Consider the following 25,294-nt stretch of genomic DNA (forward strand, 5'->3'; position numbering starts at 1 on the left):
GCACATTTTCTGGAAGCTTTCAGATGGACATGCAAGAAGAGATTTCGGCGCTGGCGATCCTGATTCAGGACCTGCGCAAACACAAAAAATACACGCTCAAGGAGCTGGCGGACAAGATCGGTCGCTCTGTCGGTTTCCTCTCGCAAGTCGAGCGTGGATTGTCACGGCCGACCGTAGCGGACTTGACCGCGATCAGCGAAACCCTCGGCGTGCCGACCACCTATTTCTACAGCCTGCCCAAACCCATGGCCTTGCCGTGGGTGACCCGGCCGGACGAGCGCCGCACGCTGTATTACGCCGACGGCATCACCGACATCCTGGTCTCGCCGAAAATGCGCGCCTCGTTCTCGATGCTCGAAAGTCGTCTCGAACCCGGCGCCAGCAGCGGTGACCGGCACATGAATGACAGCTCGGAGCAGGGCGGTTACGTGCTCGAAGGACAACTGACACTTTGGCTGGATGACAATCAACCGGTCACCCTGGGGGCCGGGGACAGCTTTCAACTCGCCAGCCATACCCATTGCCGCTACGGCAATCTCACCGATCAGCTCACCCGGGTGCTCTGGGTTTACACCTGATAAAAACAACAAGGAACCACATGATGGATGCTGTCTGCTCTGATCTGGTTGCTGAAGTGCGCGCATTTCGGCAGCGCTTTCCGGATGTGCGCTACGTCGACCTGATTTCCCTGGACATCCCGGGGCATTTCTACGGCAAGCGCTATCCGATCGAGATGCTCGAAAAGGTCGCCGCCGGTAGCGCGCTCAAGCTGCCGCAGAATTGTGTATTGCTCGGCACTCAAGGCGGGCTGTTCAAAATCGGCGACTACTGTTTCAACGACGGCGACCCGGATGCGCCCCGTCGGTTGGTGCCGGGTACGCTGAAAATCGTCGACTGGGAAAAACAGCCACTGGGGCAGATGTTGATCACCTCCAGCGGCACTGAAAAACCGATCGTCTTCGAGCCACGGGAAGTGCTGGCGCAAGTGCTGGAGCGCCTCGCTGGCAAAGGGATTTTCCCGGTGGTGGCTTTCGAACTGGAGTTCTACCTGTTCGATCGCCAGTTGCGTGACGGCTTGCCGCAGTTTGCGCGCGATCCGCTGACCGACGATGCGGACGATCAGCCGAACATGCACATCGAGCGGCTGTCCCGGTTTGCGCCAGTGCTCGATGAAATGGTCGAGACGGCGCGGGCGCAAGGCATCGACACCACGGTGATTACTGCCGAGCTGGGCCCGGGTCAGTTCGAGATCAACTTCGGCCACCTGGATGACGGCCTGCGGGCTGCCGACTGGGCGGCGCTGTTTTGCCGCAGCACCCGTGGCGTGGCGCTCAAACACAACTACCGCGCCAGTTTCATGGCCAAGCCTTACTTGCAACACCCCGGCAGCGGCATGCATGTTCATGTGAGCCTGTACGACGAGGCGGGCAATAACCTTTTAGCGGCCAATGACCAGCAGCCGCTGCGCCATGCAGTGGCCGGTTGCCTTGAACTGTTGCCGCATTGCATGCCGATCTTCGCGCCGAACCACAATGCGCTGCGTCGCTTGAGCGGCACCGTGAATGTCGCGACGCGTGCCAGTTGGGGCTTCGAAGATCGGGACGCCTGCTTGCGGGTTCCTGAGTCGGACGCGAGGAATCTGCGCATCGAACATCGCCTCGCCGGTGCCGATGCCAACCCGTATCTGGTGTTGGCGGCGATTCTGGTCGGGTTGGAACAAGGACTCGAAACCGGTCGTCAACCGATAGCACCGTTGAATGAAGATCGCAGCAGTGGCATCAACTTCCCGCTGGAGATGCTGGAGGCCGTTCAATCCATGCAAAACAACGCGCAGTTGCGTGAGGGATTGGGTGCGGAGTTTGTAAATGTCTACTGCGAAAACAAGCGTCAGGACCATTTGGCATTTATGCAGGACATCAATGCGCGTGAATATCGCTGGTACTTGTAGTTGACCGCTTGTCGTCACTCGACCTTAAAAAAAGTGTGGATATTTAAGGACTTGGAAAGATTAGTAACCGGCTGGTGAGTCAAAATATCTTGTTACACGGTGAAATATTCCGTAATATCCGCACCGCGTTCACCACCACGGTTTATGCATTTTTAAATCCCAGGCGTCCATCAGCTGCCTGGGATTTTTTTTGCCTGAAATAAGCGGTGCTTCAAAAATTATTCGTTCAGTTAGAACGATTATTTCTTTCGGTTATTTGAATAGACCTCTTCTGCATATCCATAACCGTGAAATCCGCGTTGTGGATCGGGTTGTGTCTGCAATCAAATCCGAATGGCGGTCATGGCAGAAATAGACGTTCCATCCACCTCGTTAAAGCTGCCCCAGCATCAAATTCCGCTGTTCGATGGTCATCTTGTTGCCCGCGGTCCAATCCTTAGAATCGCCCCCATCAGCTTCGTCCAACTATTCAAACCTTTGGGGAACAACACCATGATGAACGCCATGCAGATGCAAATGCCGATGAACGCCAACATGCCGATGATGCCGATGATGGGCATGCCGATGATGATGGCGACCATGACGTGCGAAATGATGGACGACGGCATGATGTGCAAAATGATGCCTGCCGCTGGCATGGACATGGCGATGTTCAAGAACAGCGCAGAAATGATGCAGATGATGATGAACTGCGGCATGCCGATGATGATGCACTGCGGCAACATGAGCATGATGTGCATGTCCCAGGCGGCCATGGCCATGCCGATGATGAACATGATGATGCCAATGCCGATGATGGGCATGCCGATGCCGTCGATGAAGTGCGTGATGGAATGCACCATGATGGCTGACGGCATGATGTGCAAAATCATGCCGATGGCGGGCATGAACATGGACATGATGAAAAACTGCTGCACCCTGATGATGAAAATGATGAACGATTGCAGCATGCCGATGATGATGAGCTGCAATGGCATGCCGATGATGTGCTGCACCTGCTGATCCCGAGCGACAGCAGCCATTAAAAAGCCCGGCCAATGCAGATTGGCCGGGCTTTTTTATGTCCTGTTTTGTAGGAGCCAGGCTTGCCGGCGAAGGCGTACTTGAGATCGCCATCGCCGGCAAGCCGGCTCCTACAGTTTGATGTCGTCCGAAAAACTGGTGGTATCCACGACCCTGTAGGAGCCAGGCTTGCCGGCGATGGCGTATTTGAGATCGCCATCGCCAGCAAGCCGGCTCCTACAGTTTGATGTCGTCCGAAAAAATAGCGGCAACCACGGCCCTGTAGGAGCCAGGCTTGCCGGCGAAGGCGTACTTGAGATCGCCATCGCCAGCAAGCCGGCTCCTACAATGTTTGCGTCGTTCGATGAGTTGGAGTTGACCACCTACCCTGTAGGAGCCGGCTTGCCGGCGATGGCGCCAGCAAAGCCGCCATCACCCGCAAGCCGGTTTTGTCAGTCAAGGCGTTCCGGGTACGTCACCACCAGATACGCCACCGCTTCACTGTCCGCCGGGTTGCGATAGCGGTGGGGCTGGTCGGCGTAAAACAGGATCGAATCGCCGGTGGAAAGCAGGTAGCGTTCGTCGTTGACGCTGATTTCCAGTACGCCCTGCGAAACCACCAGGTTCTCCTGGACGCCGGGGCCATGGCCCTCGGAAACGTCCTCTCCCAATGGGCTCAAGCGCAGTTCGTAAAACTCCGATTGGCGCGCCACGTCAAACGGGAACAGCGCACGGCTGACAAAGGCGCCGCTGGCGCTGACCAGGCGTTTGCTCTGGCTCGCCGATAACACGGCCACCCCTTCAAAGGCCCGATGTTCGAGAAACGCGGCCACCGATACCTTCAAGCCTTTGGCGATTTTGCACAGCACTTTGATCGACGGAACGCTGCGTCCGGATTCGATCTGCGCGAGCATCGCCCGGCTCACACCGCATTGTCGCGCAAGGGCGTCGAGGGACAGGTGACGCTTGCCCCGCAGGCGTTGCAGGTTTTGCGCGACCCGCTCGCAGATCGGGTCCTCTTCCAGTGATTCGAGGTTGTTCAGGTCCAGCACGGGTTCGTCAGCGCTCGCCAGAAAGCGCGAGGGGTTTTGTGTATTCACGCCTGACGAGTCTCGGTCGAACGCGAAGCCTGAACCCACTGAAAGGCCTGCAGGCCAGCATTGCGTGCGTACATTTCCCACATGGCCCGCGCCCATTGCTGCGCTTGTTTGCGTTTGCGGTAGCTGGCGAAGTCGATGATGTTGGCGGTCGGATTCATAGGGCTCTTCACTGTCGTGGTGAATGACGGGATGGTCTGAGACTACGCGGATATTTTTATAACGATAAATACTGTTTATGTATTTATTAATTCCTTTTGGTTCTTTTAAAAGCCAGCTGCCAGAAGGCCTCTGGATGCCCCCTGATCCTGTAGGAGCCGGCTTGCTGGCGATCGGATCGACGCGGTATATCAAGCCAGACGCCATCGCTGGCAAGCCAGCTCCTACAGGATTCTGTGTTTATCAAATGACCTTGTAGGAGCCGGCTTGCCGGCGATGGCGGCGCATCGGACACACCGCGTCGCTTCAATCGCCAGCAAGCCGGCTCCTACAGGTCCAGCGTTTAATGCCCCACCAATTCCTCCAGCAATTGTTCCTTGTACCCCTGCAAAACCGTTGAAGCCCGGTCCCGTGGGTGGGGCAGGTCGACCTTGATTTCGTGCTTGATCCGGCCCGGGTGGGCGTCCATCACGATGACCCGGTCGCCCAGGTACAGCGCTTCTTCGATGTCGTGGGTGACCATGATCACCGTGCAGCGCTGTTGCACCCAGATGCGTTGCAACTCGTGTTGCAGGCGCACCCGGGTCAAGGCGTCGAGGGCGCCGAGGGGTTCGTCGAGCAGCAGCACTTTCGGTTGGTTGATCAGCGCGCGGGCGATGGCCGCGCGCTGCGCCATGCCGCCGGACAATTGGTGAGGGTAGGCGTTTTCAAAACCTTCGAGGTTGACCAGCGCAATGTGCTCGGCCACCAAACGGTCCTTTTCTGCCTTGGACAACGGATGGTTTTTCAGCGCCAGGGCAATGTTCTGGCTCAGGGTCATCCACGGAAACAGTCGATGGTCCTGAAACACGATCCCGCGTTCCAGGCTGGTGCCGACCACCCGTTTGCCATCCAGCAGAATGTCGCCTTCATAGTCGTCCTCCAGCCCGACGACCAGCCGCAGCAGCGTCGACTTGCCGCAACCGCTGGCACCGACGATGCTGACGAACTCACCGGGACGCACGTCGAGATTGATATGCTGCAGCACCGGCAAAGGCTGGCCTTCGATCCGGTAGGCCTTGCTCAGGCCGCGAATCTGCAGCGCACCGGTGTGTAATGAGGTGCTGTGTGGCACAGCGTGTTGGGCAATTGCGTTCATGGTTATCGGCCTTTCAGCGAATGTTGCGCCAGCGCAGCAGATGGCGGCTAAGAAGAGTGAACAGCAGGGTCATCAGGTAACCGCAGAGGCCGATGCACAGCACGCTGAGGACGATGACTTCCATGCGTGAGCCGGCTTCGGCGTTCATCATCAGGTTGCCCAGGCCGGCGCCCGAAGACAGGAACAGTTCGCTGCCTACCGCAGTGACCCAGGCAAACGCCAGCGCATGCAGCACGCCGGTGGCAATGCTCGGCAGCGCCGCCGGCAGCAGCACATGACGAAAGCGTTGCCAGCGGCTCAGCACCAGCACCTGGCCGACCTCGCGATAGCGCTTCTCGACATGGCTGAAACCCTGATACGTGTTGAGGACCATCGGATAGAACGCCGCGAGACTGACGATCAACACTTTGGAAAACTCGCCATTGCCGAACCACATGGCGATCAACGGAATCCAGCCGAGCATCGGCACCTGGCGGATCGAATGAAACAGCGGCCCGACCAGCCGATTGGCCACTGCCGACAGCGCCATCAGTACCCCCAGCAACACGCCGAAGACAATCCCCAGTGCCAGGCCAGTGCTGGTGCGGGCCAGACTGGCCAGCAGGTTCACCAGCAACTCGCCGTTGGCCAACAGTTCAAGCAACGCCGCGCCGATCGCCGACAACGGCACAAAGGCGTACGCGCCGGCGGCACCCTGGCGCGACAGGTATTCCCAGCTGCCGATCAACAGCAGCGGCAGCAGCAGGCCGCGGGATTTGGCAAGCAATCGAATCATCATCGGCTCCTAGCGGTTCTGCCAGCGGAACAGCCGCTGTTCCAGTTGGCGAAAGGTGAAGTCCAGGGCGAAACCGATAACGCCGGTCACCACAATCCCGACCATCACCACATCAATGCGCAACATCTGCCGGCTCATTTCGATCATCTGCCCCAGACCGCTGTCGGCGGCCAGCAACTCGGTGGCCACCAACACCACCCAGGCGCGGGTCAGGCTGATGCGAAAACCGGTGATGATCGGCGGCGCGGCAGCGGGCAGGGCGATGGCGCGGACAAACGTCGGCCAGCGCAGGCGATACACATCGGCGACTTCGAAGTAGCTGCGCGGAATGGCCTTGACCCCTTCACTGGCGGCCAGCGCCACCGGGAAGAACGCGGTCTTGGCGACGATGATGATCTTGAAGGTTTCATCGATGCCGAACAGCAACACAAACATCGGTATCAGCGCGATGCTGGGGATCTGGCGCAGGGTGTGGAACAGCGGCGAGCAGTAGATCTCGACGTTCTTCGACAATGCCATCAGCACCCCGAACGCCAGGCCCAGCAGCGAGCCGATGCCGAAACCCAGCCCCAGCCGTGACAGGCTGTTGAGCAAGTGGTCGAGCAGCTCACCGCTGGCCGACAGTTCCTCGAAGGTCTGCCACACCTGAGCGGGCGGGACGAGCAGGTTGCGCGGGAAAATCCCGACCTCGGCCACCACCGCCCAGAGCAACAGCAGGGCGGCAGGGGAGATGAGCCAGGTCAGGGAAAACAACAGACGTCGGGTACGCATGGCGGGTCTTATTTCGGCGAAGTACCGCAGGGGTATCGCAAGAGGTGTGCCATCCGCGATGCATTTGACGGGCACACACCTGTAGGAGCCGGCTTGCTGGCGATGACGGCGTCATAGACACCCGAAACCGTGCTGACCGCATCGCCAGCAAGCCGGCTCCTACAAGAGCGGTGGTGCTTCACCAGCACCCATTGCTGCCCCAGCAACACCCCATCAGCACCCGCCTCAGAACTCGTAACTGAAGCTGGTGTAATAGAACGCACCCTGCGCACCTTCAGGGCTGGTGATCGAGTATTTCGGTACGCCGTACAACTGCGCGCCTTCCGCCTTGTCCGGGTGCGTGTCGAACAGGTTGATCGCGCCCACCGACAGCTTCAGCGCCTTGTTGAAGGTGTACGACACATCCAGGTCCGTGACCCATTGCGGGCTGTAGGTCTGGTCCAGGGTCGGGTTGGTGGCGTTGAGGCTTTTCCATTCACCGTAACGACGCTGAGCCACGGTCACCCCCCACTCATCAAACAGCCAGTTGGCGCTCAGCACCAGTTTGGTTTCCGGTGTGCCGTCCTCGATCAGGCCCTGGGTGGTACGGCCGACAATCTGCGAGCCCTTGATGTTGCCGACATCGCGCAACGCGGTGATTTTCGTGTTGTTCTGGCTGATGCCGCTGCTCAGGTTCAGGCGGCCCCATTGCTGCAGCTCCAGCTGATAGTTACCCATCAGCTCGACCCCGTCGGTGCGGGTATCGGCAACGTTGGTGTAGAAGGCCGCGCTCTGGATATTCGCGTAGGGCGTGCCGGCGAAAATCGGCGACACCACTGCCGCCGGCAACTGATCGGAGAGGGTGATGCGGTTGTCGATGTCGATCCGGTAGGCGTCCAGCGTCACCGACGCATTGGCCAACGGGCGCCAGACCAGACCCAGGGAATAACTGGTGGACTCTTCCGGTTTCAGCGACTTGCCGCCCAGCAGCGCCGCTTCCGGGCTGTCGGCGCGCAATGTGCGTTGTTGCACTTCGACGAAGTTGCCGCTGCCGGGCGGCTGCTCGACCACCTGCACGCTGAACGAAGACAAGCCGCTCTGCACCAGCGACGGTGCGCGATAACCCGTGCTGGCCGTGGCCCGTGCGGCAATCTGCGGGGTGAAGTCATAGCGCAGCGACAGTTTGCCGTTGGTGGTGTCGCCGAAGTCCGAATAGTGCTCGGTGCGCACCGCGACGCCGGCCTGGAATTTCTCGGTGATCTGCCCTTCGACGTCGACGTAGGCACCCAGCACGTTGCGGTCCAGTGAAGCCGCATCGACCTGGGTGATGCCCGAGTAGTAACCCGGGATGCGCCGGCCGGTGACCGGGTCGACGGTGTTGAACAACGGGCCGTTCTGCCAGCCAGCCGCTTCGCCGGCGTTCAGCTCGTAATTCTCCTGACGCCAGGCCAGGCCGGCCGAGAGCGTCAGCGGCTTGAACAGCAGGTCGGTGGGGAAATCCCGCACCCAGTCCAGCGTCACGTTGGTCTGATCGGCCTCCCGTTCGCCGGTGAAGATTTTTTCCGGGCTGGTGGCGCCCCAGCTGGGGTTGATCGCGTTACGGTCGGTGGACTTCAGGGTGTTGTTGCCATGGTTCACCGCGAAATCGAATTTACCCAGAAGGTCGTCTTCGTAACGCAGGCCGCCGGTCAGCGCATAGTCTTCCAGCGAATAGCGCGTGATCGGCAGGCGCCCGTCCGGGAAGCGCTGCAACGCGGTGCTGCTGTAGTTGTTGCGCAGGGTGGTGGGCGGGTCGAAGAAGCCTTCGGCGTCGGTGTTTTTGTGCGAGTAGGTGGCGAAACCGTAGGCCGTCAGACCGTCGCCGATGCTGACTTCGCTGTTGGCGGCGAAGTTGTATTGGTCCGAGACATTGCCCGAGCCCCAGCGCCAGGTGCGGTAGCGGTTGTTCTGCTCGCGCGGCGTGTTGATGCTGGTGGAGCCGGGGTAGAAGATCCGGTTGTCAGGGTTGGTGTCGCTGGCCGGGTCCTGGCTGCCGGCGTCGAAACTCAGGGTCAGGAAGCCGTCGTTGGGCAGGGCGAAACCCTTCCAGCCGCTGAGTTTGCGCTGGATGCCGTCACCCTTGTCGTAGCCACCGAAGCGGTAGCCCAGATTGCCGCCGTCGTCCTTTTCCTTGAGCACGATGTTGATCACCCCGGCGATGGCGTCAGAGCCGTATTGAGCGGCAGCGCCGTCGCGCAGGATTTCGACGCGCTGGATCGAGCTCAAGGGGATCAGGCTCAGGTCGACCGCGGCGGCGCCACGGCCATTGACCAGGCTTTGCCGCGTGACGTTGGCGCTGGTGTGGCGGCGCTTGCCGTTGACCAGCACCAGCACCTGATCGGAGGCCAGGCCACGCAAAGAGGCGCCCTGAGCGATGGAACCGGCGAACGCGCCCTGGGGTGATTGCGGATAGCTGAACGAAGGCGACAGGGCCGTGAGCGCGCCGGACAGGTCGCTGGCACCGGTCTGCTGCAATTGCTCGCCGGTCAGGACGTCTACCGGCGCGGCGCTTTCCAGTGCGGTGACATCACTGCGCCGGGTGCCGAGCACCACGACAGTGTCCAGGTGATCGCCGCTGGCGGTGGGTTGGGTTTCGGCAGCCGAAACAGGCACGGCAAGGCTGCCAATGACCAGCGCAATAGCGCCGGCCAACGGAGTGCGATGGAACATGAGCAGAGTCCTTAAAAGGTCCGCAGCCCCTGTAGGAGCCGGCTTGCCGGCGATGGCGACCGCATGAGCGATGCGCGCCTTGAGGCCCCATCGCCAGCAAGCCGGCTCCTACAGGGGAAGCGGTGTCACGGAAAATGAGAACAACACAATCCTTCGTAGGAGCCGGCTTGCTGGCGATGGCGTCCTCACTGGCGACGCAAGGCTTGAAGGCCTCATCGCTGGCAAGCCAGCTCCTACAGGGGGAAGCGGTGTCACGGAAATCGAGAGCAACACAATCCTTGTAGGAGCCGGCTTGCTGGCGATGGCGTCCTTACTGGCTATGCAAGGCTTGAAGGCCCCATCGCCGGCAAGCCGGCTCCTACAGAGGGGGCGTCAGAAACGGCTGGTCACGCTCAGGCCGACGGTGCGCGGGTCGCCGTAGGTGATGACGTACTGACCGAGGGTGCCGTTGGGCCGGCCATGGACCTGGTAGCGGCGGTCGGTGAGGTTGTTGACGAAACCCGTGACGCTGAGTTTTTCATCCGGGCTGAACCAGGTCAGGCGGGTGTTGGCCAAGGTGTAATGGGGTTGGGTGAGCGTCTTGTCGGCGCTGCTCTGGCGATCGGCGAGGAAGTATTCCTTGTCGCGAAAACTCACGTCACCGCCGGCCACCAGCTTGCCGCCGATTTCCAGCGGGAAGGTGTAATCGGCGCCGAGCGACACCACGTTGCGTGGCGAACGCACGAAGCTGTTGCCGCTGTAGTCACCGGTGACGGCGCCTGTGGTCGGGTTAGTGTTTTTGAAATCGGTGTACTCGGTGTCGAGGAACGACACCGCCGCCCGCAAGTGCAGGTAGTCCGTCGGCTGGCCTTCGAGCTCCAGCTCGGCGCCCTTGACCGTACCCTTGGCGCCGTTGGTCAGCGCGGTGGTCAACACGCCGTTGTTGACCGTCAGCAGGTTCACCTGAATGTCCGAATAGTCGTAGTAGAAGATGTTGGCGTTGGCCGTCAGGCGGTGGTCGAACCACTCGGACTTGAGGCCGATTTCGTAGGCGTCGAGTTGTTCCGGATCGACCGTAGTCAGTTGCGCAAGACTGGTCGACAGCCCGGTGTTGAAGCCGCCGGAACGGAAACCGTGGGCATAACGGAAGAACACGCGCACGTTGTCGTTGATCCGGTATTCCGGCGTCAGGTCGTAGGTCCAGGCTTCCCAGGTCTTGTCTTCCTGACGATTGCCGTTGGTGCCGGCGCCGCCCAGCGGCACCAGCGGGCCGTTGGCCGTGGTGCGGGTCAGTTGGGTCAGGTTGAGGTCGATGTCTTTCTTTTCCTGGGTCCAGCGCAGGCCACCGGTGACGCTGAAGTCGTCGGTGAAGTCGTAGGTCAGGTTGCCGAACAACGCATAGCTGTCGGTGGTGTGGTCGAAGTTGAGGTCACGAAAATCGGTGGCGCCGCCGGTCTGGTTCGAGCCTGTGCCGTTGGGCGTCGGGCCGGGCGTGATGATGCGCTGGGCCGAGCTGTCGAGGTCTTCGTGGAAGTAATGCGCGCCGGCGAGCCAGCGCAGGGTTTCCTGCTGCGGCGAGGCCAGGCGGATTTCTTGCGAGTACTGGGTGTATTTGTTGTCGGAAATCGCCGCGCCGTTCACCTCAAAAGGCGTGTAGTCGGCGTCGCTGGTGGACTGGCCGCGGATGTAGTCATAAGCGCTGATCGACGTCAGGGTGTAATCACCCAAATTCCAGTTCAGGGTCAGCGACGTGCCGTCGTGATCAAGCTTGGAATCCTCGTTGACGTTCAGCGCGGTGTCGCGCCCGTTGGGTCGCTGATAACCGACGTTGTAGTAACGCCCGACGGCCAGCGAGCCGTTGCTGCCATCGCCTTTGAATTCGCGGCTGTGGATCTTCAACAGGGCCTCCAGGTCCGGATTCAGTTGCGCGAGAAATTGCAGGCGCACAGCTTTCTTGTTGACGTCGCCGTAGGTGTTGTCGTCGACGAGGTTCTTCTGGAAACCGTCGCGCTCTTCGGAATACAGCGCCACCCGTGCGGCGAGTTTTTCATCCACCAGCGCGCCGCCGAGGGCACCGCTGACGATGCGTTCGTTCTTGCTGCCGAAGCCGATGGTGCCGAAACCGTCAGTGTCGAAAGTCGGCTTTTTGGAAATGATGTTCACCGCGCCGGCAGTGGTGTTCTTGCCGTACAGCGTGCCTTGCGGACCGCGCAGAATCTCCACGCGTTCCAGGTCGAACAACGGCCCGCCACCGGCAATCGGCGCGTTCAGGTACACGTCATCGGCGTAGATCCCCACCGGGAACACCGTGGCCGCGCCCGTATCACCGGTGCCGAGGCCGCGAATGTACCAACGCGGCCGGCCATCGCCGTCGGGGTTCTTCGCCGCTACGTTGGGAACGAATGTGGTGATGTCGCCGATATTGCGCACGCCATCGGCCACCAGGCTGGTGCCCTGTACCGCCGACACGGCCACCGGAACCTCTTGCAGGGTTTCTTCCCGGTGTTGAGCGGTGACGGTGACCGTCTTGAGTGAAGGCTCCGTGGTGGTCTTGTCGCTGTCTGCGTCCTTGGATTGCGCCGCCAGCAGCCCCTCGCTGACAGTCCCCCCGGACAGCAGCAAGGTTAACCAGATACTCTTGGTGATTGGATTAAGTTTATGCATGTGAATCTCCCCCGTTAAAGTTTCGCTAATAGGGGTAGAGCAGAGATCGTGCCAGATTATTTTTCAGGGATGTTAGTTTTGTTAAATTATTGAAATAAAAGGATTAAATAGTTTTTTGAAGTTGCTATTACAGGCGATTTTTAATAAGTGAGTTAGTTGGATCCAGTCTGGCGCTAAGTGCCTGTCGGGGATTCAGCAGAAAGTTGCTTGGCGGGTGTTGCTGGAGCAGCAGGAGTGGGGCGGGGGTGTGTTGCCAGGCGAGCAATGCGGTGATGTTGAATACGCCATCGCCGGCAAGCCGGCTCCTACAGGTTATCGGTGTTCCTGTAGGAGCCGGCTTGCCGGCGATGGGGCCCTCACAAACGACAAAAAACCTCAAACCGCCAATCGCGACGTCGAACCAATCACCTTTTCCAACACACTGAAATCGATCCAGTCGCGCACATCGAACCGGCGTGGAATGAAATCCCAGCGATGCAGGAAATCGGTGAAATCCTGCAACGCTTCAATCGAGCGCGCATCCAGGGTCGTGCGCAAACGCCGATGCGCATCTTCACCATACGCAGCGGCCACCCAATACTCGCTGGTATTGAGTTCCCGCGCCAAAAAGCGTCGGGTTTCTTCCGGATTGGCCCATGCCCATTGCTCGGTGCGCAGCACGGTGTCGACGATTTTCACGCTGGCATCGAAATGTTCGTGCAGCAGGTGCGTGTCCACGGTCAGGGTCCGTGGCGTGCCGTTGTTCGAGCGAATCAACGGGTCAGGGTGCGAGCCGGTATCGACCACCACCTGCAAACCGAATTCGTTCGCCAGGTGCACGGCGTGCGCACCCTTGAGGAAAATCGCGTCGATGTCGCCGCGCAGCAATCCGATCAGTTCGTTGTTGCGCTTGCTGAAGCGTGTGACACCAAGGCTGACTTCCGAGCCGAAGACATGCTGTTTTTGATCGTCGCTGTAAGTACCGCCGTAGGGGTAATCCACCAGCTCGACGTCGGACACCTCCAGGCCTTCAAGCTTGAGGGCGTTTTCCAGTCCGCGCAGGGCCTGGGCGCGGGTGAAATCGATCTGCACGTTGGCCCATTTCGGCAGGCCGAAGCGGCGGTTCTTCAGGTCGCGAATGCTCTTCACACCGCTTTCCGCAGTGGTCAGGATCAACTGCACCTCGTCGCTCCAGGACAACCCCAGTACGCGGGTTTGCACGCCGCTGGCGTAGGCCCAGATCGCTGGAATATTGCCGCCGTGGCGCACCGAATTTTTCAGGTGATGGTCGTAATGAGCTTCGCGAACTTCCCGTTCACTGGACTCGCGCAAGGACTGGATATTGGTGCCGAACGGCAGAAAGGCTTCCGCCAGACGTCCGGACTGCACGGCGATGCCAAGCCCGGTGGGCACCGGGCTATGGGTGTACCAAAGGGTATCGAGTGGTTTGCTCATAAGGGTCTTCAGTTCCAATCCATGAAATCCGGCGGGTTAGCCAGCCAGTGCGGTGGGTGTTGCCAGCAGTGCTTGCAGCGGCCGTGGATCGATCCAGTCGCGCACGTCGAAGCTTTTAGGGATGAAGCGCCAGCGATGCAGGAAGTGGGTGAAATCCTGCAACGCGGCGATGGCCTGTTCGTCGAGCTCGGTGCACAGGCGCAGGTGCGCGTCGTCGCCATACGCGGCGCTGACCCAGTACTCGCTGCTGTTGGTTTCCCGCGCCAGGTAGCGACGGGTTTCTTCCGGGTGGGTGTGCGCCCATTGTTCGGCGCGCAGCACCGAATCAAGAATGCCGGTGGCCACATCGAAATGTTGGTCCAGCAGGTTCAGGTCCACGGCCAGTGTGCGCGGGGTGCCGTTGTTGCTGCGAATCAGCGGTTCCGGGTGCGAGCCGGTGTCGATCACCGTGTGCAGGCCGAACTCGTGGGCCTGCCGGGCGGCACTCGCGCCCTTGAGGAAAATCGCATCGACTTCACCGCGCAGCAGGCCCACCAGTTCCAGGTTACGGCCCTCGACCCGCTGCGCGCTGACCGGTGTGCCGTTGACGGTTTGCACCTGCGGGTCGCTGAACGTGCCGTCATAACGGAAGTTCACCAATTGCACGTCACCGACTTGCAGGCCTTCGAGTTTCAGGGCGTTTTCCAGGCCGCGCAGGGCCTGGGCGCGGGTGAAGTCGATCTGCGCGCCGGCCCAGTCCGGCAGGCCGAAACGACGGTCCTTTAGGTCCTTGACGGTTTTGATGCCGCTGTCGGCGCGGGTCAGGATCAGTTGCACTTCGTCAGCCCAGGACAGGCCGATGACCCGGGTTTCCCGGTCCTGCGCACGGGCCCAGATCGCCGGGATGTTGCCGCCGTGGCGTACTGAGTTGCGCAAGGTGTGATCGAAGTGAGATTCGCGAACCGCTTTGTCAGTGGACTCGCGCAGCGATTGAACCTCGGTGCCGAGCGCGCCGACGGTGTCTTGCAGCCAGCCTTTTTGCACGGCGATGCCGAGCCCGGTCGGGACCGGGCAGCGGGTGTACCAGAGGGTGTCGAGGGCTTGCGTCATGAATGATTCTCCCGCCGCGCTCAGGCGCTGGCCTTCAAGTGAGTTTGCGGTTGGGCGACAGGGCGCTGGTGCACCAGCGGCAGCACTTCCTGCCCGATGCGCAGGGCTTCTTCCAGGTGCGGATTGCCGGCGAGGATGAAGGTCGAGAAACCGGCGTCGCGGTATTCCGACAGGCGTTCGGCGATGTTCTGGTGACTGCCCACCAGGCCCACGGTCGGCCCGGGTTTGGCCTTGGCGAAACCGGCCCACAGGTTCGGGCCAATGATCAGGTCATCAAAGCGATCGACGTTCTGGTGGTAAGCCGTTTGCCGTGCGCCACCGACTGAATCGGAACCGCTGGTAAAGCCTTTGGCGACCACGCTGCTCTTGCCTTCGAGCTTGTCGAACTGGCGGCGCAGATCTTTCCAGGCCTGCTCTTCGGTTTCGCGTGCGAAGAGGTCGACGCGCAGTCCGAAGCGCACGCTGCGACCTTGTTTGTCCGCCAGTTCGCGGACGCGCTCGATGTGCGGCTTGAGCTTGTCGATCGGCTCGGCCCAATTCAGGTAAACGTCGGCATGTTTGGCGGCGACATCCAGCGCGGCATCGGAAAAACCGGAGAAATACACGCCGGGTTTGCGTTCGTTTTGCAAGCCATGGGGCAGGGCGCCGTTCTCCAGTTGGTAGATATCGCCGTCGTAGGAGAAACGTTCGTTCTGCCAAAGACCCTGGATGATGTCGAGGAATTCGCCGGTGCGCTTGTAGCGCAGGTCGTGTTCGAGGAAGTCACCGTTGGCCCGCTGACTGGCCGGGTTGCCACCGGTGATGATGTTCCACTCCAGGCGGCCGCGGCTGAGGTTTTGCAAGATGGCCGCTTGTTGCGCGGCATAGGCCGGCAAGGTCCAGGTGGCCTGGAAAGCGATCAGGAATTTGATCCGGCGGGTTTCCCGGGCCAGGGCCGCTGCGGCAATCCACGGCTCCGGGCCGGTGGGCAGCAGGGCACCTTCGAACCCGGCCAGTTCCGCAGCCTTAGCGACCTGGGCGATGTAGTCGATGTAAGTGAAATCATCCGGTTCGCCGTTGGGCAAACGCCCCGGTGCGATGTTGCCCGGTCGATAGTCCGGATTGCCACGATTGTGTTTGTCGGTGGTCAGTTGCGGACCATCGGTGCCCAGCGGCAGACGCCAGAAAAATTCAGTGCTCATGGGATGCTCCTGATTCAAGTATGCGTTGCGTCGCGCAGGTGCGAGGACGCCTTGTCAGGGGTGTTTGCAACGGACATGCCATGGTCGGCGGGGTGGGTTTGGAGCCGCAGGGGCGGGGGGTTGACGGGGATAGAAGCGGTGTCGGCGGTGGGAGGTGCTGCTGTAGCAGCAGTCTGTCAGCAATGGTTGTTCGGGGTGCAGCAGGTGGGTTTTTTGGTGTTTTGCAGATTGCTATCGCCGGCAAGCCGGCTCCTACAGGTTTCGTGTACGACGCCAATCCCCTGTGGGAGCTGGCCTGCCAGCGATGGCGGCCTGCCTGACACACCGCGCAATCCGCATCGCCAGCAAGCCGGCTCCTACAAGCGATTGCGGTTTTCGTTATGCCGGCGATGTGGCGACGATGTCATCGATCGACGCACCCGCTTCGGCGCTGCGCAGATAGGTCTGGTACAACGCCGCATAGGCGCCGCCCTGGTCGATCAATTGGCTGTGCGGCCCTTGTTCGACCAGGCGGCCATAACGGATTACTGCAATGCGGTCGGCATCGCGAATGGTTGCCAGGCGGTGGGCGATGATGATCGCAGTGCGACCCTCGCACAGTCGGCGAAACGCGCGCTGAATGCGTCGCTCGGTGTGGATGTCGACCGCCGAAGTCGCTTCGTCCAGCACCAGCACCGCCGGGTCCGCGAGGTAGGCGCGCACCAGGCATACCAGTTGCCGCTGGCCGTGGCTCAAGTGCCCGCCCAGCGGCCCGACTTCGGTCTGGTACTGATGCGGCAGGCGTTCCAGCACTTCGTCCGCTCCCAGTTCCCGGGCAGCAGCAATCAGCCGGGCATCGTCCGCCTGGGGTGCGGCGAGGCGCAGGTTGTCGAGGATGCTGCCGCTGAACAGCACGTTGTCCTGCAGCACCACGCCGACGTTGCGCCGCAATTCATGCTGGGTGAGGTCGCGGATATCAACGCCATCGAGTTTCACCGCCCCCGACTGCACCTCGTAAAAACGCGTCAGCAACTGCACCAGCGTGCTCTTGCCATGGCCCGAGGGGCCGACGATCGCCAGCACTTCGCCGGCCGGAATCCGCAGGTCGAGGTCATTGATCACCGGTGAAGAACTGCCGGTATCGTAGGCAAACCGCACCCGTTCAAAACTCACTTCACCGCGGGCCTTGCCCAAGTGTTGCGGGGTGGTGCTGTCGCTGATCTCCGGGCGCGTGTCGAGCAGCAAAAAGATCCGCTGCGCCGAGGCCGAGCCGGTGGCGTAACGCTCGAACAGGTCTGACAGTTCCTGCAACGGCCCAAGAAACAGGAACACATAAAACAGGCTTTCCGCGACCTGGCCCACGGTGACATCCGCCTGCGCCAGACCATAGGCGCCCACCAGCAACAGCACCGCCATGCCGGCGGAGCTGAGCAGCGCGGTGAACGGCGCAAACCAGCTGGATCGCAGGCTGCCGCGAATCAGCGCCTGATTGAAATCATCCAGCAAGCCGCGATAGCGCCGCAAGTTGGGCGCTTGCTGGGCGCATTGTTGCAACATGCGTGCGCCGCTGACGCTCTCCACCAGATGCGCGGTGAAACGGCTGCGATTTTCCGCGACTTTGGCCCAGTTGCGTTGGGAAATGCGTTTGAAACTCCAGGTCGCCAACACCAGCAACGGCACCGTGGCGGCGAGGCTGAGAAAGAATCGCGGATCGATCCGCCACAACATCACCGAAGCCAGGCCACAGCGCAGCAGCGCGCCAAGCAGTTCGGGCGGGCCCTGAATCAGCAGCGGTTCTAGGGCGTCGACATCGCGGTCGGCGCGAGAAATGATCCGCCCGGCCTTGGTCCGGTCGAAGTAGCTGACACTCAAGCTCTGCACATGGGCAAATACGCGCACCCGCAAGTCATTGAGCACGCGGATCGCCGCGCTGCCCGCGATAAACTGCGAGACACCGGCAAGCAGGAAGCGCCCGAGCCAACTGGCCGCCAGTCCGAGGCCGAGCCACAGCACCAAACGTTCGTCCAGCAACCAATGATCGTTCTGTTGAATCAGCCCACGGTCGAGCAATTCGCGGACAAACCACGGCCGCAGAAACACTGTGAACACCAGCAGCAGTTCAATGCCGATGACGCCGACAATGTGCCGGCGAATCGGTTTCAGCAGCGGCAACAGCCGACTGAACATGCTCCGGTCGAGGGCCTTGCGGGCGAGCATTTCTTCGATTTCGATATCGCTCAGGGCCTTGCCGGCGATTGGGTTAGCCATGGTCGATCCCTAGCAGGTCGCGGTAGTCCGGATGGGTTTTGAGTAATGCTTCGTGGGTGCCATTGGCGGCGATTTTGCCGTCCTGCAGCAATAGCACGCGGTCCGCCAGGAGGATGGTCGAGAGCTTGCTGGAGATCACCAGCAACGTGGTGGCCCGGCCCTGATCGCGGCGCAACTGGCGAATGTTGTTGAGCACCTGGCGTTCACTGATCGCATCCAGCGCGCTGGTGGCGTCGTCCAGGCACAAAATGTCCGGCTCGCCAAGCAGCGCGCGGGCCAGGCTCAGACGCTGGCGCTGGCCGCCGGACAAAGTCACGCCGCGATCCCCCAGCGGCGTGGCCAGGCCGTGTGGCAGGCGTTCCAGCACATCTTCGGCGGCGGCCAGGCGCAAACCGTGACGCAGTTGTTGATCGCTGGCGTCGGGTGCGGTCAGGCGCAGGTTGGCCGCCAGGGTGTCGGAAAACAGGAAGCTTTCCTGCGGGACCACGTGCACCCGGCGTCGCAATTCGTCGAGGTTCAACTGGCGAATATCTTGCCAGCCGGCGCTGTCCGAACCGATCAGCAGACGCCCGGAACTGATGTCGCTGAGGCGAGGCAGCAGGCTCGCCAACAGGCTTTTGCCAGTGCCGGTGGCGCCGACGAGCGCGACGATTTCACCGGGCTGCACGGTCAGTGAACAGTCATGAAGAATGTCCAGGCCGCCACCCGGTGCGCTGACGTTGACGTGTTCCAGTTTCAACCCCAGCGGCGTGTCGGGCAGGGTCGCGTTGCCGCTGCGGATCGCCGCAGGCTCGTCCAGCAGTTGCCAGATACGTTCGGCGCTGGAACGTGCGTCGGCGAAGGTCTGCATCACCCGGCCAATGCCTTCGATGCGGAACACCAGGGTGGTGGCGATCAGCAGCGAGGTCACCAGTTCACCGATGCCCAATTGCGCGGTGGCCACCAGATGCGCGCCGTACACCAGGATCCACACATGCCCCAGCGCGACGACCGCCTGGGGCAACGGAATCCGCGAACTGGAATAGGCGAGGGCCTGGCGGGCGTGCTCGGCGAACACCGCCACCTGCCCGGCGAAACGCTGGATGCGGCTGTGTTCCAGGCCAAACGATTTGATCACCCGCACGCCGCCGATGCCTTCGCTGAGGTCCTGATTGACCCGGTCGTAGGCCTCGCCGACGGCGCGGTCGAGGCTGACGAGGCGTTCGGTCTGGCGCACGAAAATCCACAGGCCGAACACCGTCAGCAGCAGCGGCACCAACCCCAGCAGCGGGTTGTACCAGCTCAGCAGGCCGACGGTGGCCAGCACCACCAGCGGGGTTTCCACCACCTGGCGCCAGAAGCTGATCAGCGCATCGCGCACCTTGTCGGCATCGCGGGTGGTGCGGGTGATCATTTCGCCCATGCCGTGCTGCCAGTGATAACCCAGGTGCAGGGTTTGCACCTGCTGCAGGATGCGCTCGCGCAGGCGTGTCAGCAGTTCCTGGCTGAGCACCAGCGACAGCACGCTGGCGGCGTATTGCAAGACGCCACGGCCGAACGCCACGGCGAGCATCAGCCACAACCAGTACCAGCCCAGGCTGGCGTCGAGACTGCCATCGGCTTGCCGGACAACCGCGCGGCCGGCGCTGACGTCGTTGACGGCGTGGCCGATCAGCCATTGCTGCCAGACCAGCCCGAGGTTCACTGCGATGTACAACGCCGCCACCAGGGCGAAGCGCCAGGGCATCTCCCGGTAAATCGCCAGGCTGCGCAAGAGAGGATGTTTTTCGATCATGAAAAAGCTCTGTGTGGTGTGCGGACACGATCAGGTTGCCGGCGATGGTGCCTTTGGATTTGCATCGATTTCGAGGACGCCATCGCCGGCAAGCCAGCTCCTACAAGGTTTCGTATTTGTTCAGGTGGAACGCCGAACCTGTAGGAGCCGGCTTGCTGGCGATGAGGCCTTTGGATGTGCATCGATTTCGAGGACGCCATCGCCGGCAAGCCAGCTCCTACAAGGTTTCGTATTTGTTCAGGTAGAACGCCGTCCCTGTAGGAGCCAGCTTGCTGGCGATGAGGCCTTTGGATGTGCATCGATTTCGAGGACGCCATCGCCGGCAAGCCAGCTCCTACAAGGTTTCGTATATGTTCAGGTGGAGCGCCGAACCTGTAGGAGCCGGCTTGCTGGCGATGGGGCCTTTGAATTTGCATCAATTTCGGGGACGCCATCGTCGGAACGCCGCCCGCAGCAAGCCGGCTCCTACAAGGGGTGGTGGTGTCTGGGGGATCACCGTCCGGGGCTGGTCGCGCCCTGTTTTTCCTTGGCATTGAGGATCGCGGTGTATTCGCCGGGGTCGACGCCGTTGAGGTAGTAGTTGCCGACGTGGTGCAGGCGCCAGCGGATCGGGTCGTGGGTGGTGTGGACCCTTGCGTTGCGCCAGAAGCGGTCGAGGTTCCATTTGCTCAGCGAGGAACTGGCGCCAAGCAGGGAGAAAATGTCGCTGGAGATTTTCAGCGACGCCGCGTCGGAGTGGGCACGGGCGGTGGCCACCGACAGAATCAGGTCGTCCTGCAATTCCTTGTTGTCCGGGTCCAGTTCGTGCTGATCGAACACCCGCGCCGCGTCGCGCAGCAGCGATTGCGCGCCGCGCAGGGCCACGGCGTATTCGCCGATCTGCTTGATGATGTGCGGCTCCTGATTGGCGTGATCGACGCCGCTTTCCACCCACGGCCGCGCATTGTGATTCAGGTAGTCCACCGCAGCCGACAGCGCGCCTTCGGCAATGCCGGTATCGATGGCCGCATGAAGGATCTGCGGGAAGGTCAGCCCGGTGCGTTTCATCGGCCCTTTGCGCTGGGAGACAAAACCTTCGTCGAGTTCGATGTTGTCGAAAATCACTGTGCCGCTGACCGAGTTTTTCTGGCCGAACGCTTCCCAGTCATCCACCAGCGTCAGGCCCGGTGTGTTGCGATTGAGCAGCACCCCGGCACCGCCGTCATCGCTGGCGGCGGTCAGGGAAATCCACTCGGCCAGATAAGAGCCGGTGGAGTAGAACTTGCTGCCATTGAGGATCAACTTGCCGTCGGCGCGGCGTTCGACGCGGGTCTTGAGGGCGAATTTGTTCTTGCCGCCGACTTCCGCCAGGGCATTGCCGAAACGCTTGCCGGCCAATACATCGCGAACCAGTCGGTCGCGAATCTCGTCGGAGTACCCGGTAAAAATCCCTCGCAGCATGACGTTGTGGATTTGCAGCAACTGACCGACACCGCCGTCGGCGACTGAAATGATTCGCACGGTTTCGACGATGGTTTCCACCGAAGCGCCGAGGCCGCCAAACGTTTTGGGCACGCCAATGGCGGTCAAGCCGCTCTCCGACAACAGTTGCGCCTGACGCCGTGGCAGTTGGCCGTTTTGACTGGCGTCGGCGGCGATCTCGGCAATCTCCCGGGCGATGTCCCTGGCCACGGCGATGGCTTGAGCCTCGCTGTCCAGCAGGCGGATCGGCGCCTGTTCTTGTATCAGTTGTCCGGCGGGGTTGTGTTCGACCTTGCTCATTGCTGTACCTCTGATCATTGATCTGATGATGGCCGTGAACCCTTGTAGGAGCCGGCTTGCTGCGGGCGGCGTTCCGACGATGGCGGCGGATCAAACAACATTGATGTCGCCTGATGCACCGCCATCGCCAGCAAGCCGGCTCCTACAGGGGGATCGGTGTTTCACGGGCGTTGAAGGGCCTTGAGCAAGTTCTGCGCCAAGGGCTGGAACGCCCGCCGGGCAAGGGGTTGGGCGGGGTGGTGTTGCTGGGGAAGCAATGCCGGGGAAGCGACTGCTCGGCCAGCAGCAGTCACCGCGCAATGCTGCTGGCAGGCAAGCAATCAGCGTCGGTTGTTTGCTCGATGCCAGGCGCAAAGCCCTGTAAACCGGGCGTTTCAGCTCTTGGCACGGGCGCTGCAATAGCTCCGGCAACAGACACTTGCCCAACCACGGAGCTGCCCATGACGCTTGCTGCCAAACAATCCCGACCCGCTGCCCCGGCTGAACTGGAGCAGATCTGGTTCACCCGTTGCCCGGTGCCGACCGCTTCCGGCATCGCCTACAAACTCGGTTGGCTCAGCGAAGAATTCGCCGCTGACGGCCTGCCGGTGTCGACCTTGCAGGAGGCCCGGCAACTGGGGCATCACCACTACGATCACGAGTTGCCGGGCCTGTTTCGCGAAGGCGGCAACGTACCGGCCCTGGCGGCACGCGCCGCTGGTGCACCGAGTCGCCTGATCGGCCTGACCTGGATCGAAGAGTGGCAAACCATCCTGGTTCGCCCGGACTCCGGCATTCGTCGTCCGCAAGACCTCAAAGGCAAGCGTCTGGCGCTGCCGGCCTGGGGTGAAACCCGCCCCGGCAGCATCGCTCGGGCCATGAGCCTGCACGGCTACAAAGGCGCGTTGAGCCTGGCGGGGCTGGGCTTCGATGACGTCGAACTGGTGGAAGTGGCGTTGCAAAACCAGGAGCAGGCTGCGAATCCTCAAGAGGGCTTGCAACGCCTGTGGTCGGGCCTCGACTACCTGGTGCGCGGTGAAGTCGACGCGGTGTACGTCAAAGGCGCGTCCGCCGCCGATGCGGCACGACGTCTCGGGCTGGTGGTGGGGATCGACCTCGACCTGATCGCCGAGCCGCGCTATCGCATCAACAATGGCACGCCGCGCCCGATCACGGTCCACCAGAGCCTGCTGGACAACCATTTCGACCTGGTCGTGCGCTTTCTCGCGCAAACCCTCAGCGCCGCCGATTGGGCGGCGAACAATCGCGAGGCGTTGAACGCGATTCTCGAGGAAGAAACCCGCGCCGGCAGTGCCGGTGTCGCCGAAGCCTATCGCGGTGAATTCCACACCACGCTGGCGCCGGACCTGTCGGCACAGCGTCTGGAATTTCTCGATATCCAGAAAGATTTCCTTTACCTGCACGGCTTCCTCGAACGCGATTTTTCCATCGCCGACTGGGTCGATCCGCGCCCGTTGCAAGCCGCCCATGAACTGTTGGCCAAGCGCCGCGCCTGACTCTGGAGAATTGCCATGACCGTCCTCATCAACGAACAACTGATCAGCGAAGAACTGAAGAACTTCATCGACAAGGTGCTGATCGAGGCTGAAGAAGCCTTCACCGTGTTCCGTGAAACCAACACCATCACCGCCAACGGCACCGTCGGTTTCATTGAGCGCGTACCGGGCCAGGAACTGCTGGTGTCGGTGAATTACGGCGGCCCGTGGAATTACCGCAAGCCGCTGCAAGCCACGGTCACCGACTTCGAAGGCAAGGTGATCTTCGGCAAAGGCAAGGGCGGGTTGGGGCGTTACACCAAACTGTTCCAGCAACATGCCGATGTGACCACCGTGTCCCATGTGCACTCGCCGTACCTCGGCGCCTGGGCGCAAACCCATCGCACGCTGCCGTTCCACTATGTGCCGGTGCAGCGTTATCAACTGGCCCGGGAACTGCCGGTGTACATCGATCGTCGTCAGCAGGAAGTTGATTTCATCCTCGACAAGATTGCCGAGAACCCCTTCAACCTGGCGATTCTAGAAGCCAACGGCGGCTCCACCGTGTGGGGCAAACAGGGGCTGCGCGCCACCGCCGAATTCATCCTGTTGCTGGAGGAGGGCGCGCAACTGCAATTGCTCGCCGACGCCCTCGGCGGCTCCCGTGCCTATGGCCCTGGCGTGTTGACCCAGCAATGGAAAATGAGCGGCCTGTACGACAAAGCCACCGAGCTGGGCCTGGTGCCAGCCATCGACCGGCGCAGTTAACAATCTCCAGGCCACCACCATCCCCTGTAGGAGCCGGCTTGCTGGCGATAGGGCCTCGAGCCTTGCGCCGATTTCACTGACGCCATCGCCAGCAAGCCGGCTCCTACAAAGGTGCATTGCCCCTACAAGGAACACACCCATGGCTGTAAAAATTCTCTGGTACCTCACCACCCCCGACGGGCCTTATCCGTGGGAACCCGAAGGCCGCTGGACAACCGATTTCGAACATCTGAAACAACTCGCCGTGGCCAGCGACCGTCTCGGTTACTACGGTTCGCTGCTGGGTTCCAGCCCCAACGAAAGCCTCGCTGTCTCGGCCGCGCTGATTGATGCCACGAAACGCCTGCGCTTCCTGGTCGCGCAGCACCCCGGCGAACTGTCGCCTGCCGTGTTGGCCAAGTGGGCGCTGACCTTTGATCAATTCTCCAACGGCCGCCTGCTGTTCAACGTGGTCAACGGCAATGACGCCGGCCTGGCCACCCTCGGCGTGCATTACCCCCACGACGAGCGTTATGACTTCAGCCTCGAATACTGGCGTGCGTTCCAGAGCTTCTACGCCGGGGACACCTCGGGGTTCGACGGCCAGTACGTCAAACTCGCCCCCCGTTCACCGGCTGCCGCGAGTCATCCGTTGGGTGGCTGGCATCCGCCGAAGCAAAAGCCTGGCATCCCACTGTGGGGCGCGGGCACGTCGGGGCCGGGTGTCGCGCATTCGGTGCAACTGCTCGACGTGTACCTGAGCTTCGCCAACACCCCACCGAAACTCGGTGAGAAATTCCGCAAGGTCGCAGCAGAAGCCGCGAAAATCGGCCGTGAGCTGACCTTCGGCACGCGCCTGCAAATCATCGTTCGCGAAACCGAGGAAGAGGCCTGGGCCCACGCTGAAAAACTCTTGCAACGTACCTCGCTGCAAACCGCGCGCACGGCCATCGAACGTCAATTGCCGCCCGGCGAAACCCTGGAGAGCTTCCACAGCGACGATCCGCAGATCCAGCGCAACGTCGAGGCCATTCGCGCCGGCCGTTTGCCCAAGGCCCGGGACCTGGAGATCTACCCGAACGTCTGGCTCGGCCCGAGCCTGTTCGGCTTCAACATCCTCGGCCCGGCGGCCGGCACTTACCTGGTGGGCAGCGCCGAGCAGGTCGCCGAGCGTATTCGCGAATACGAAGCGCAGGGCACATCGGCATTCATTCTGTCCGGTTTCCCGCTGATCGATGAAGCGCACCGGGTGGCGGATCTGCTGTTCCCGTTGCTCGATCTGGATCACGGTTTCGAGGTGCCGAAACTGGGTGTCAGCACACCGGCACCGCAGCGTGCGGCAGCGGTCGAGACCGTCTGAGGAGA

Annotated in this window: 19 protein-coding genes; 6 read left to right on the forward strand and 13 right to left on the reverse strand. The window is 61.4% G+C overall.

The window, feature by feature from the left end; translation table 11 throughout:
* Positions 1 to 23: 23 nt before the first annotated feature.
* From IB254_RS13245 to IB254_RS13255, 3 genes are all read left to right on the forward strand, one after another.
* Positions 24 to 578, forward strand: a complete 555-nt coding sequence (locus tag IB254_RS13245; protein WP_192417587.1) for a helix-turn-helix domain-containing protein — start codon at positions 24 to 26, stop codon at positions 576 to 578.
* Between the two features lie 23 nt (positions 579 to 601).
* Complete coding sequence (locus IB254_RS13250) at positions 602 to 1,948, forward strand: glutamine synthetase family protein (RefSeq protein ID WP_192417588.1); 1,347 nt, start codon at positions 602 to 604, stop codon at positions 1,946 to 1,948.
* Positions 1,949 to 2,440: 492 nt separating this feature from the next.
* On the forward strand, positions 2,441 to 2,950 hold the full coding sequence (locus tag IB254_RS13255) for a hypothetical protein (RefSeq protein WP_081500240.1): 510 nt from the start codon (positions 2,441 to 2,443) through the stop codon (positions 2,948 to 2,950).
* Positions 2,951 to 3,402: 452 nt separating this feature from the next.
* Here IB254_RS13255 and IB254_RS13260 read toward each other — a convergent pair whose 3' ends face one another.
* From IB254_RS13260 to IB254_RS13320, 13 genes are all read right to left on the reverse strand, one after another.
* Entirely contained in the window at positions 3,403 to 4,050 is a 648-nt protein-coding gene (locus IB254_RS13260) for a helix-turn-helix domain-containing protein (protein ID WP_008029123.1), read from the reverse strand.
* Positions 4,047 to 4,208, reverse strand: a complete 162-nt coding sequence (locus IB254_RS13265; RefSeq protein WP_192417589.1) for a hypothetical protein — start codon at positions 4,206 to 4,208, stop codon at positions 4,047 to 4,049. The genes IB254_RS13260 and IB254_RS13265 overlap by 4 nt, the downstream gene beginning before the upstream one ends.
* 341 nt (positions 4,209 to 4,549) lie before the next feature.
* Positions 4,550 to 5,344 carry an ABC transporter ATP-binding protein gene (locus IB254_RS13270; protein ID WP_192417590.1) on the reverse strand — a complete coding sequence of 265 codons (795 nt, stop codon included), beginning with the start codon at positions 5,342 to 5,344 and terminating at the stop codon, positions 4,550 to 4,552.
* 13 nt (positions 5,345 to 5,357) lie between these two features.
* Positions 5,358 to 6,119, reverse strand: a complete 762-nt coding sequence (locus IB254_RS13275; RefSeq protein ID WP_192417591.1) for an ABC transporter permease — start codon at positions 6,117 to 6,119, stop codon at positions 5,358 to 5,360.
* Positions 6,120 to 6,128: 9 nt separating this feature from the next.
* Positions 6,129 to 6,890 carry an ABC transporter permease gene (locus tag IB254_RS13280; RefSeq protein WP_192417592.1) on the reverse strand — a complete coding sequence of 254 codons (762 nt, stop codon included), beginning with the start codon at positions 6,888 to 6,890 and terminating at the stop codon, positions 6,129 to 6,131.
* A 225-nt stretch (positions 6,891 to 7,115) separates the two neighbouring features.
* Positions 7,116 to 9,578, reverse strand: coding sequence for a TonB-dependent receptor plug domain-containing protein (locus IB254_RS13285; protein WP_192417593.1), 2,463 nt, complete (start codon positions 9,576 to 9,578; stop codon positions 7,116 to 7,118).
* A 372-nt stretch (positions 9,579 to 9,950) separates the two neighbouring features.
* The gene (locus tag IB254_RS13290; RefSeq protein ID WP_192417594.1) at positions 9,951 to 12,221 is read right to left on the reverse strand and encodes a TonB-dependent receptor; all 2,271 of its coding nucleotides are present in this window, start codon (positions 12,219 to 12,221) and stop codon (positions 9,951 to 9,953) included.
* Positions 12,222 to 12,596: 375 nt separating this feature from the next.
* Entirely contained in the window at positions 12,597 to 13,655 is a 1,059-nt protein-coding gene (locus IB254_RS13295; RefSeq protein ID WP_192417595.1) for an ABC transporter substrate-binding protein, read from the reverse strand.
* A 36-nt stretch (positions 13,656 to 13,691) separates the two neighbouring features.
* Positions 13,692 to 14,744: an ABC transporter substrate-binding protein gene (locus IB254_RS13300; protein WP_192417596.1), complete on the reverse strand. Its 1,053-nt coding sequence runs from the start codon at positions 14,742 to 14,744 to the stop codon at positions 13,692 to 13,694.
* Positions 14,745 to 14,764: 20 nt separating this feature from the next.
* Positions 14,765 to 15,925 (reverse strand): LLM class flavin-dependent oxidoreductase, encoded by a 1,161-nt coding sequence (locus tag IB254_RS13305; protein ID WP_192417597.1) that lies wholly within the window; start codon positions 15,923 to 15,925, stop codon positions 14,765 to 14,767.
* A 378-nt stretch (positions 15,926 to 16,303) separates the two neighbouring features.
* A complete protein-coding gene (locus IB254_RS13310; protein WP_192417598.1) occupies positions 16,304 to 18,172 on the reverse strand; it encodes an ABC transporter ATP-binding protein in 1,869 nt (622 codons plus the stop codon).
* On the reverse strand, positions 18,165 to 19,946 hold the full coding sequence (locus tag IB254_RS13315) for an ABC transporter ATP-binding protein (protein WP_192417599.1): 1,782 nt from the start codon (positions 19,944 to 19,946) through the stop codon (positions 18,165 to 18,167). Before IB254_RS13315 ends, IB254_RS13310 begins: the two co-directional genes overlap by 8 nt.
* 492 nt (positions 19,947 to 20,438) lie before the next feature.
* Positions 20,439 to 21,707, reverse strand: a complete 1,269-nt coding sequence (locus tag IB254_RS13320) for an acyl-CoA dehydrogenase family protein (protein ID WP_192417600.1) — start codon at positions 21,705 to 21,707, stop codon at positions 20,439 to 20,441.
* A gap of 440 nt (positions 21,708 to 22,147) precedes the next feature.
* Between IB254_RS13320 and IB254_RS13325 the strand changes: the two genes are divergently transcribed.
* From IB254_RS13325 to IB254_RS13335, 3 genes are all read left to right on the forward strand, one after another.
* Positions 22,148 to 23,203: an ABC transporter substrate-binding protein gene (locus tag IB254_RS13325; protein ID WP_192417601.1), complete on the forward strand. Its 1,056-nt coding sequence runs from the start codon at positions 22,148 to 22,150 to the stop codon at positions 23,201 to 23,203.
* 15 nt (positions 23,204 to 23,218) lie between these two features.
* Entirely contained in the window at positions 23,219 to 23,950 is a 732-nt protein-coding gene (locus tag IB254_RS13330; protein ID WP_192417602.1) for a class II aldolase/adducin family protein, read from the forward strand.
* A gap of 139 nt (positions 23,951 to 24,089) precedes the next feature.
* Positions 24,090 to 25,289, forward strand: coding sequence for an LLM class flavin-dependent oxidoreductase (locus IB254_RS13335; protein ID WP_192417603.1), 1,200 nt, complete (start codon positions 24,090 to 24,092; stop codon positions 25,287 to 25,289).
* Positions 25,290 to 25,294 lie beyond the last annotated feature (5 nt).

This window comes from Pseudomonas sp. PDM03 (genome assembly GCF_014852385.1).
GTDB classification, from domain to species: Bacteria; Pseudomonadota; Gammaproteobacteria; order Pseudomonadales; family Pseudomonadaceae; genus Aquipseudomonas; species Aquipseudomonas migulae.

What these genes read in the sequence shown, in the direction of transcription:
- IB254_RS13320 (WP_192417600.1), bottom strand. Translation starts at nt 21,707, where the DNA reads ATGAGCAAGGTCGAACACAACCCCGCCGGACAACTGATACAAGAACAG.
- IB254_RS13270 (WP_192417590.1), bottom strand. Translation starts at nt 5,344, where the DNA reads ATGAACGCAATTGCCCAACACGCTGTGCCACACAGCACCTCATTACAC.
- IB254_RS13250 (WP_192417588.1), top strand. Translation starts at nt 602, where the DNA reads ATGGATGCTGTCTGCTCTGATCTGGTTGCTGAAGTGCGCGCATTTCGG.
- IB254_RS13285 (WP_192417593.1), bottom strand. Translation starts at nt 9,578, where the DNA reads ATGTTCCATCGCACTCCGTTGGCCGGCGCTATTGCGCTGGTCATTGGC.
- IB254_RS13290 (WP_192417594.1), bottom strand. Translation starts at nt 12,221, where the DNA reads ATGCATAAACTTAATCCAATCACCAAGAGTATCTGGTTAACCTTGCTG.
- IB254_RS13325 (WP_192417601.1), top strand. Translation starts at nt 22,148, where the DNA reads ATGACGCTTGCTGCCAAACAATCCCGACCCGCTGCCCCGGCTGAACTG.
- IB254_RS13335 (WP_192417603.1), top strand. Translation starts at nt 24,090, where the DNA reads ATGGCTGTAAAAATTCTCTGGTACCTCACCACCCCCGACGGGCCTTAT.
- IB254_RS13300 (WP_192417596.1), bottom strand. Translation starts at nt 14,744, where the DNA reads ATGACGCAAGCCCTCGACACCCTCTGGTACACCCGCTGCCCGGTCCCG.
- IB254_RS13255 (WP_081500240.1), top strand. Translation starts at nt 2,441, where the DNA reads ATGATGAACGCCATGCAGATGCAAATGCCGATGAACGCCAACATGCCG.
- IB254_RS13280 (WP_192417592.1), bottom strand. Translation starts at nt 6,890, where the DNA reads ATGCGTACCCGACGTCTGTTGTTTTCCCTGACCTGGCTCATCTCCCCT.
- IB254_RS13305 (WP_192417597.1), bottom strand. Translation starts at nt 15,925, where the DNA reads ATGAGCACTGAATTTTTCTGGCGTCTGCCGCTGGGCACCGATGGTCCG.
- IB254_RS13310 (WP_192417598.1), bottom strand. Translation starts at nt 18,172, where the DNA reads ATGGCTAACCCAATCGCCGGCAAGGCCCTGAGCGATATCGAAATCGAA.
- IB254_RS13245 (WP_192417587.1), top strand. Translation starts at nt 24, where the DNA reads ATGGACATGCAAGAAGAGATTTCGGCGCTGGCGATCCTGATTCAGGAC.
- IB254_RS13330 (WP_192417602.1), top strand. Translation starts at nt 23,219, where the DNA reads ATGACCGTCCTCATCAACGAACAACTGATCAGCGAAGAACTGAAGAAC.
- IB254_RS13295 (WP_192417595.1), bottom strand. Translation starts at nt 13,655, where the DNA reads ATGAGCAAACCACTCGATACCCTTTGGTACACCCATAGCCCGGTGCCC.
- IB254_RS13315 (WP_192417599.1), bottom strand. Translation starts at nt 19,946, where the DNA reads ATGATCGAAAAACATCCTCTCTTGCGCAGCCTGGCGATTTACCGGGAG.
- IB254_RS13275 (WP_192417591.1), bottom strand. Translation starts at nt 6,119, where the DNA reads ATGATTCGATTGCTTGCCAAATCCCGCGGCCTGCTGCTGCCGCTGCTG.
- IB254_RS13265 (WP_192417589.1), bottom strand. Translation starts at nt 4,208, where the DNA reads ATGAATCCGACCGCCAACATCATCGACTTCGCCAGCTACCGCAAACGC.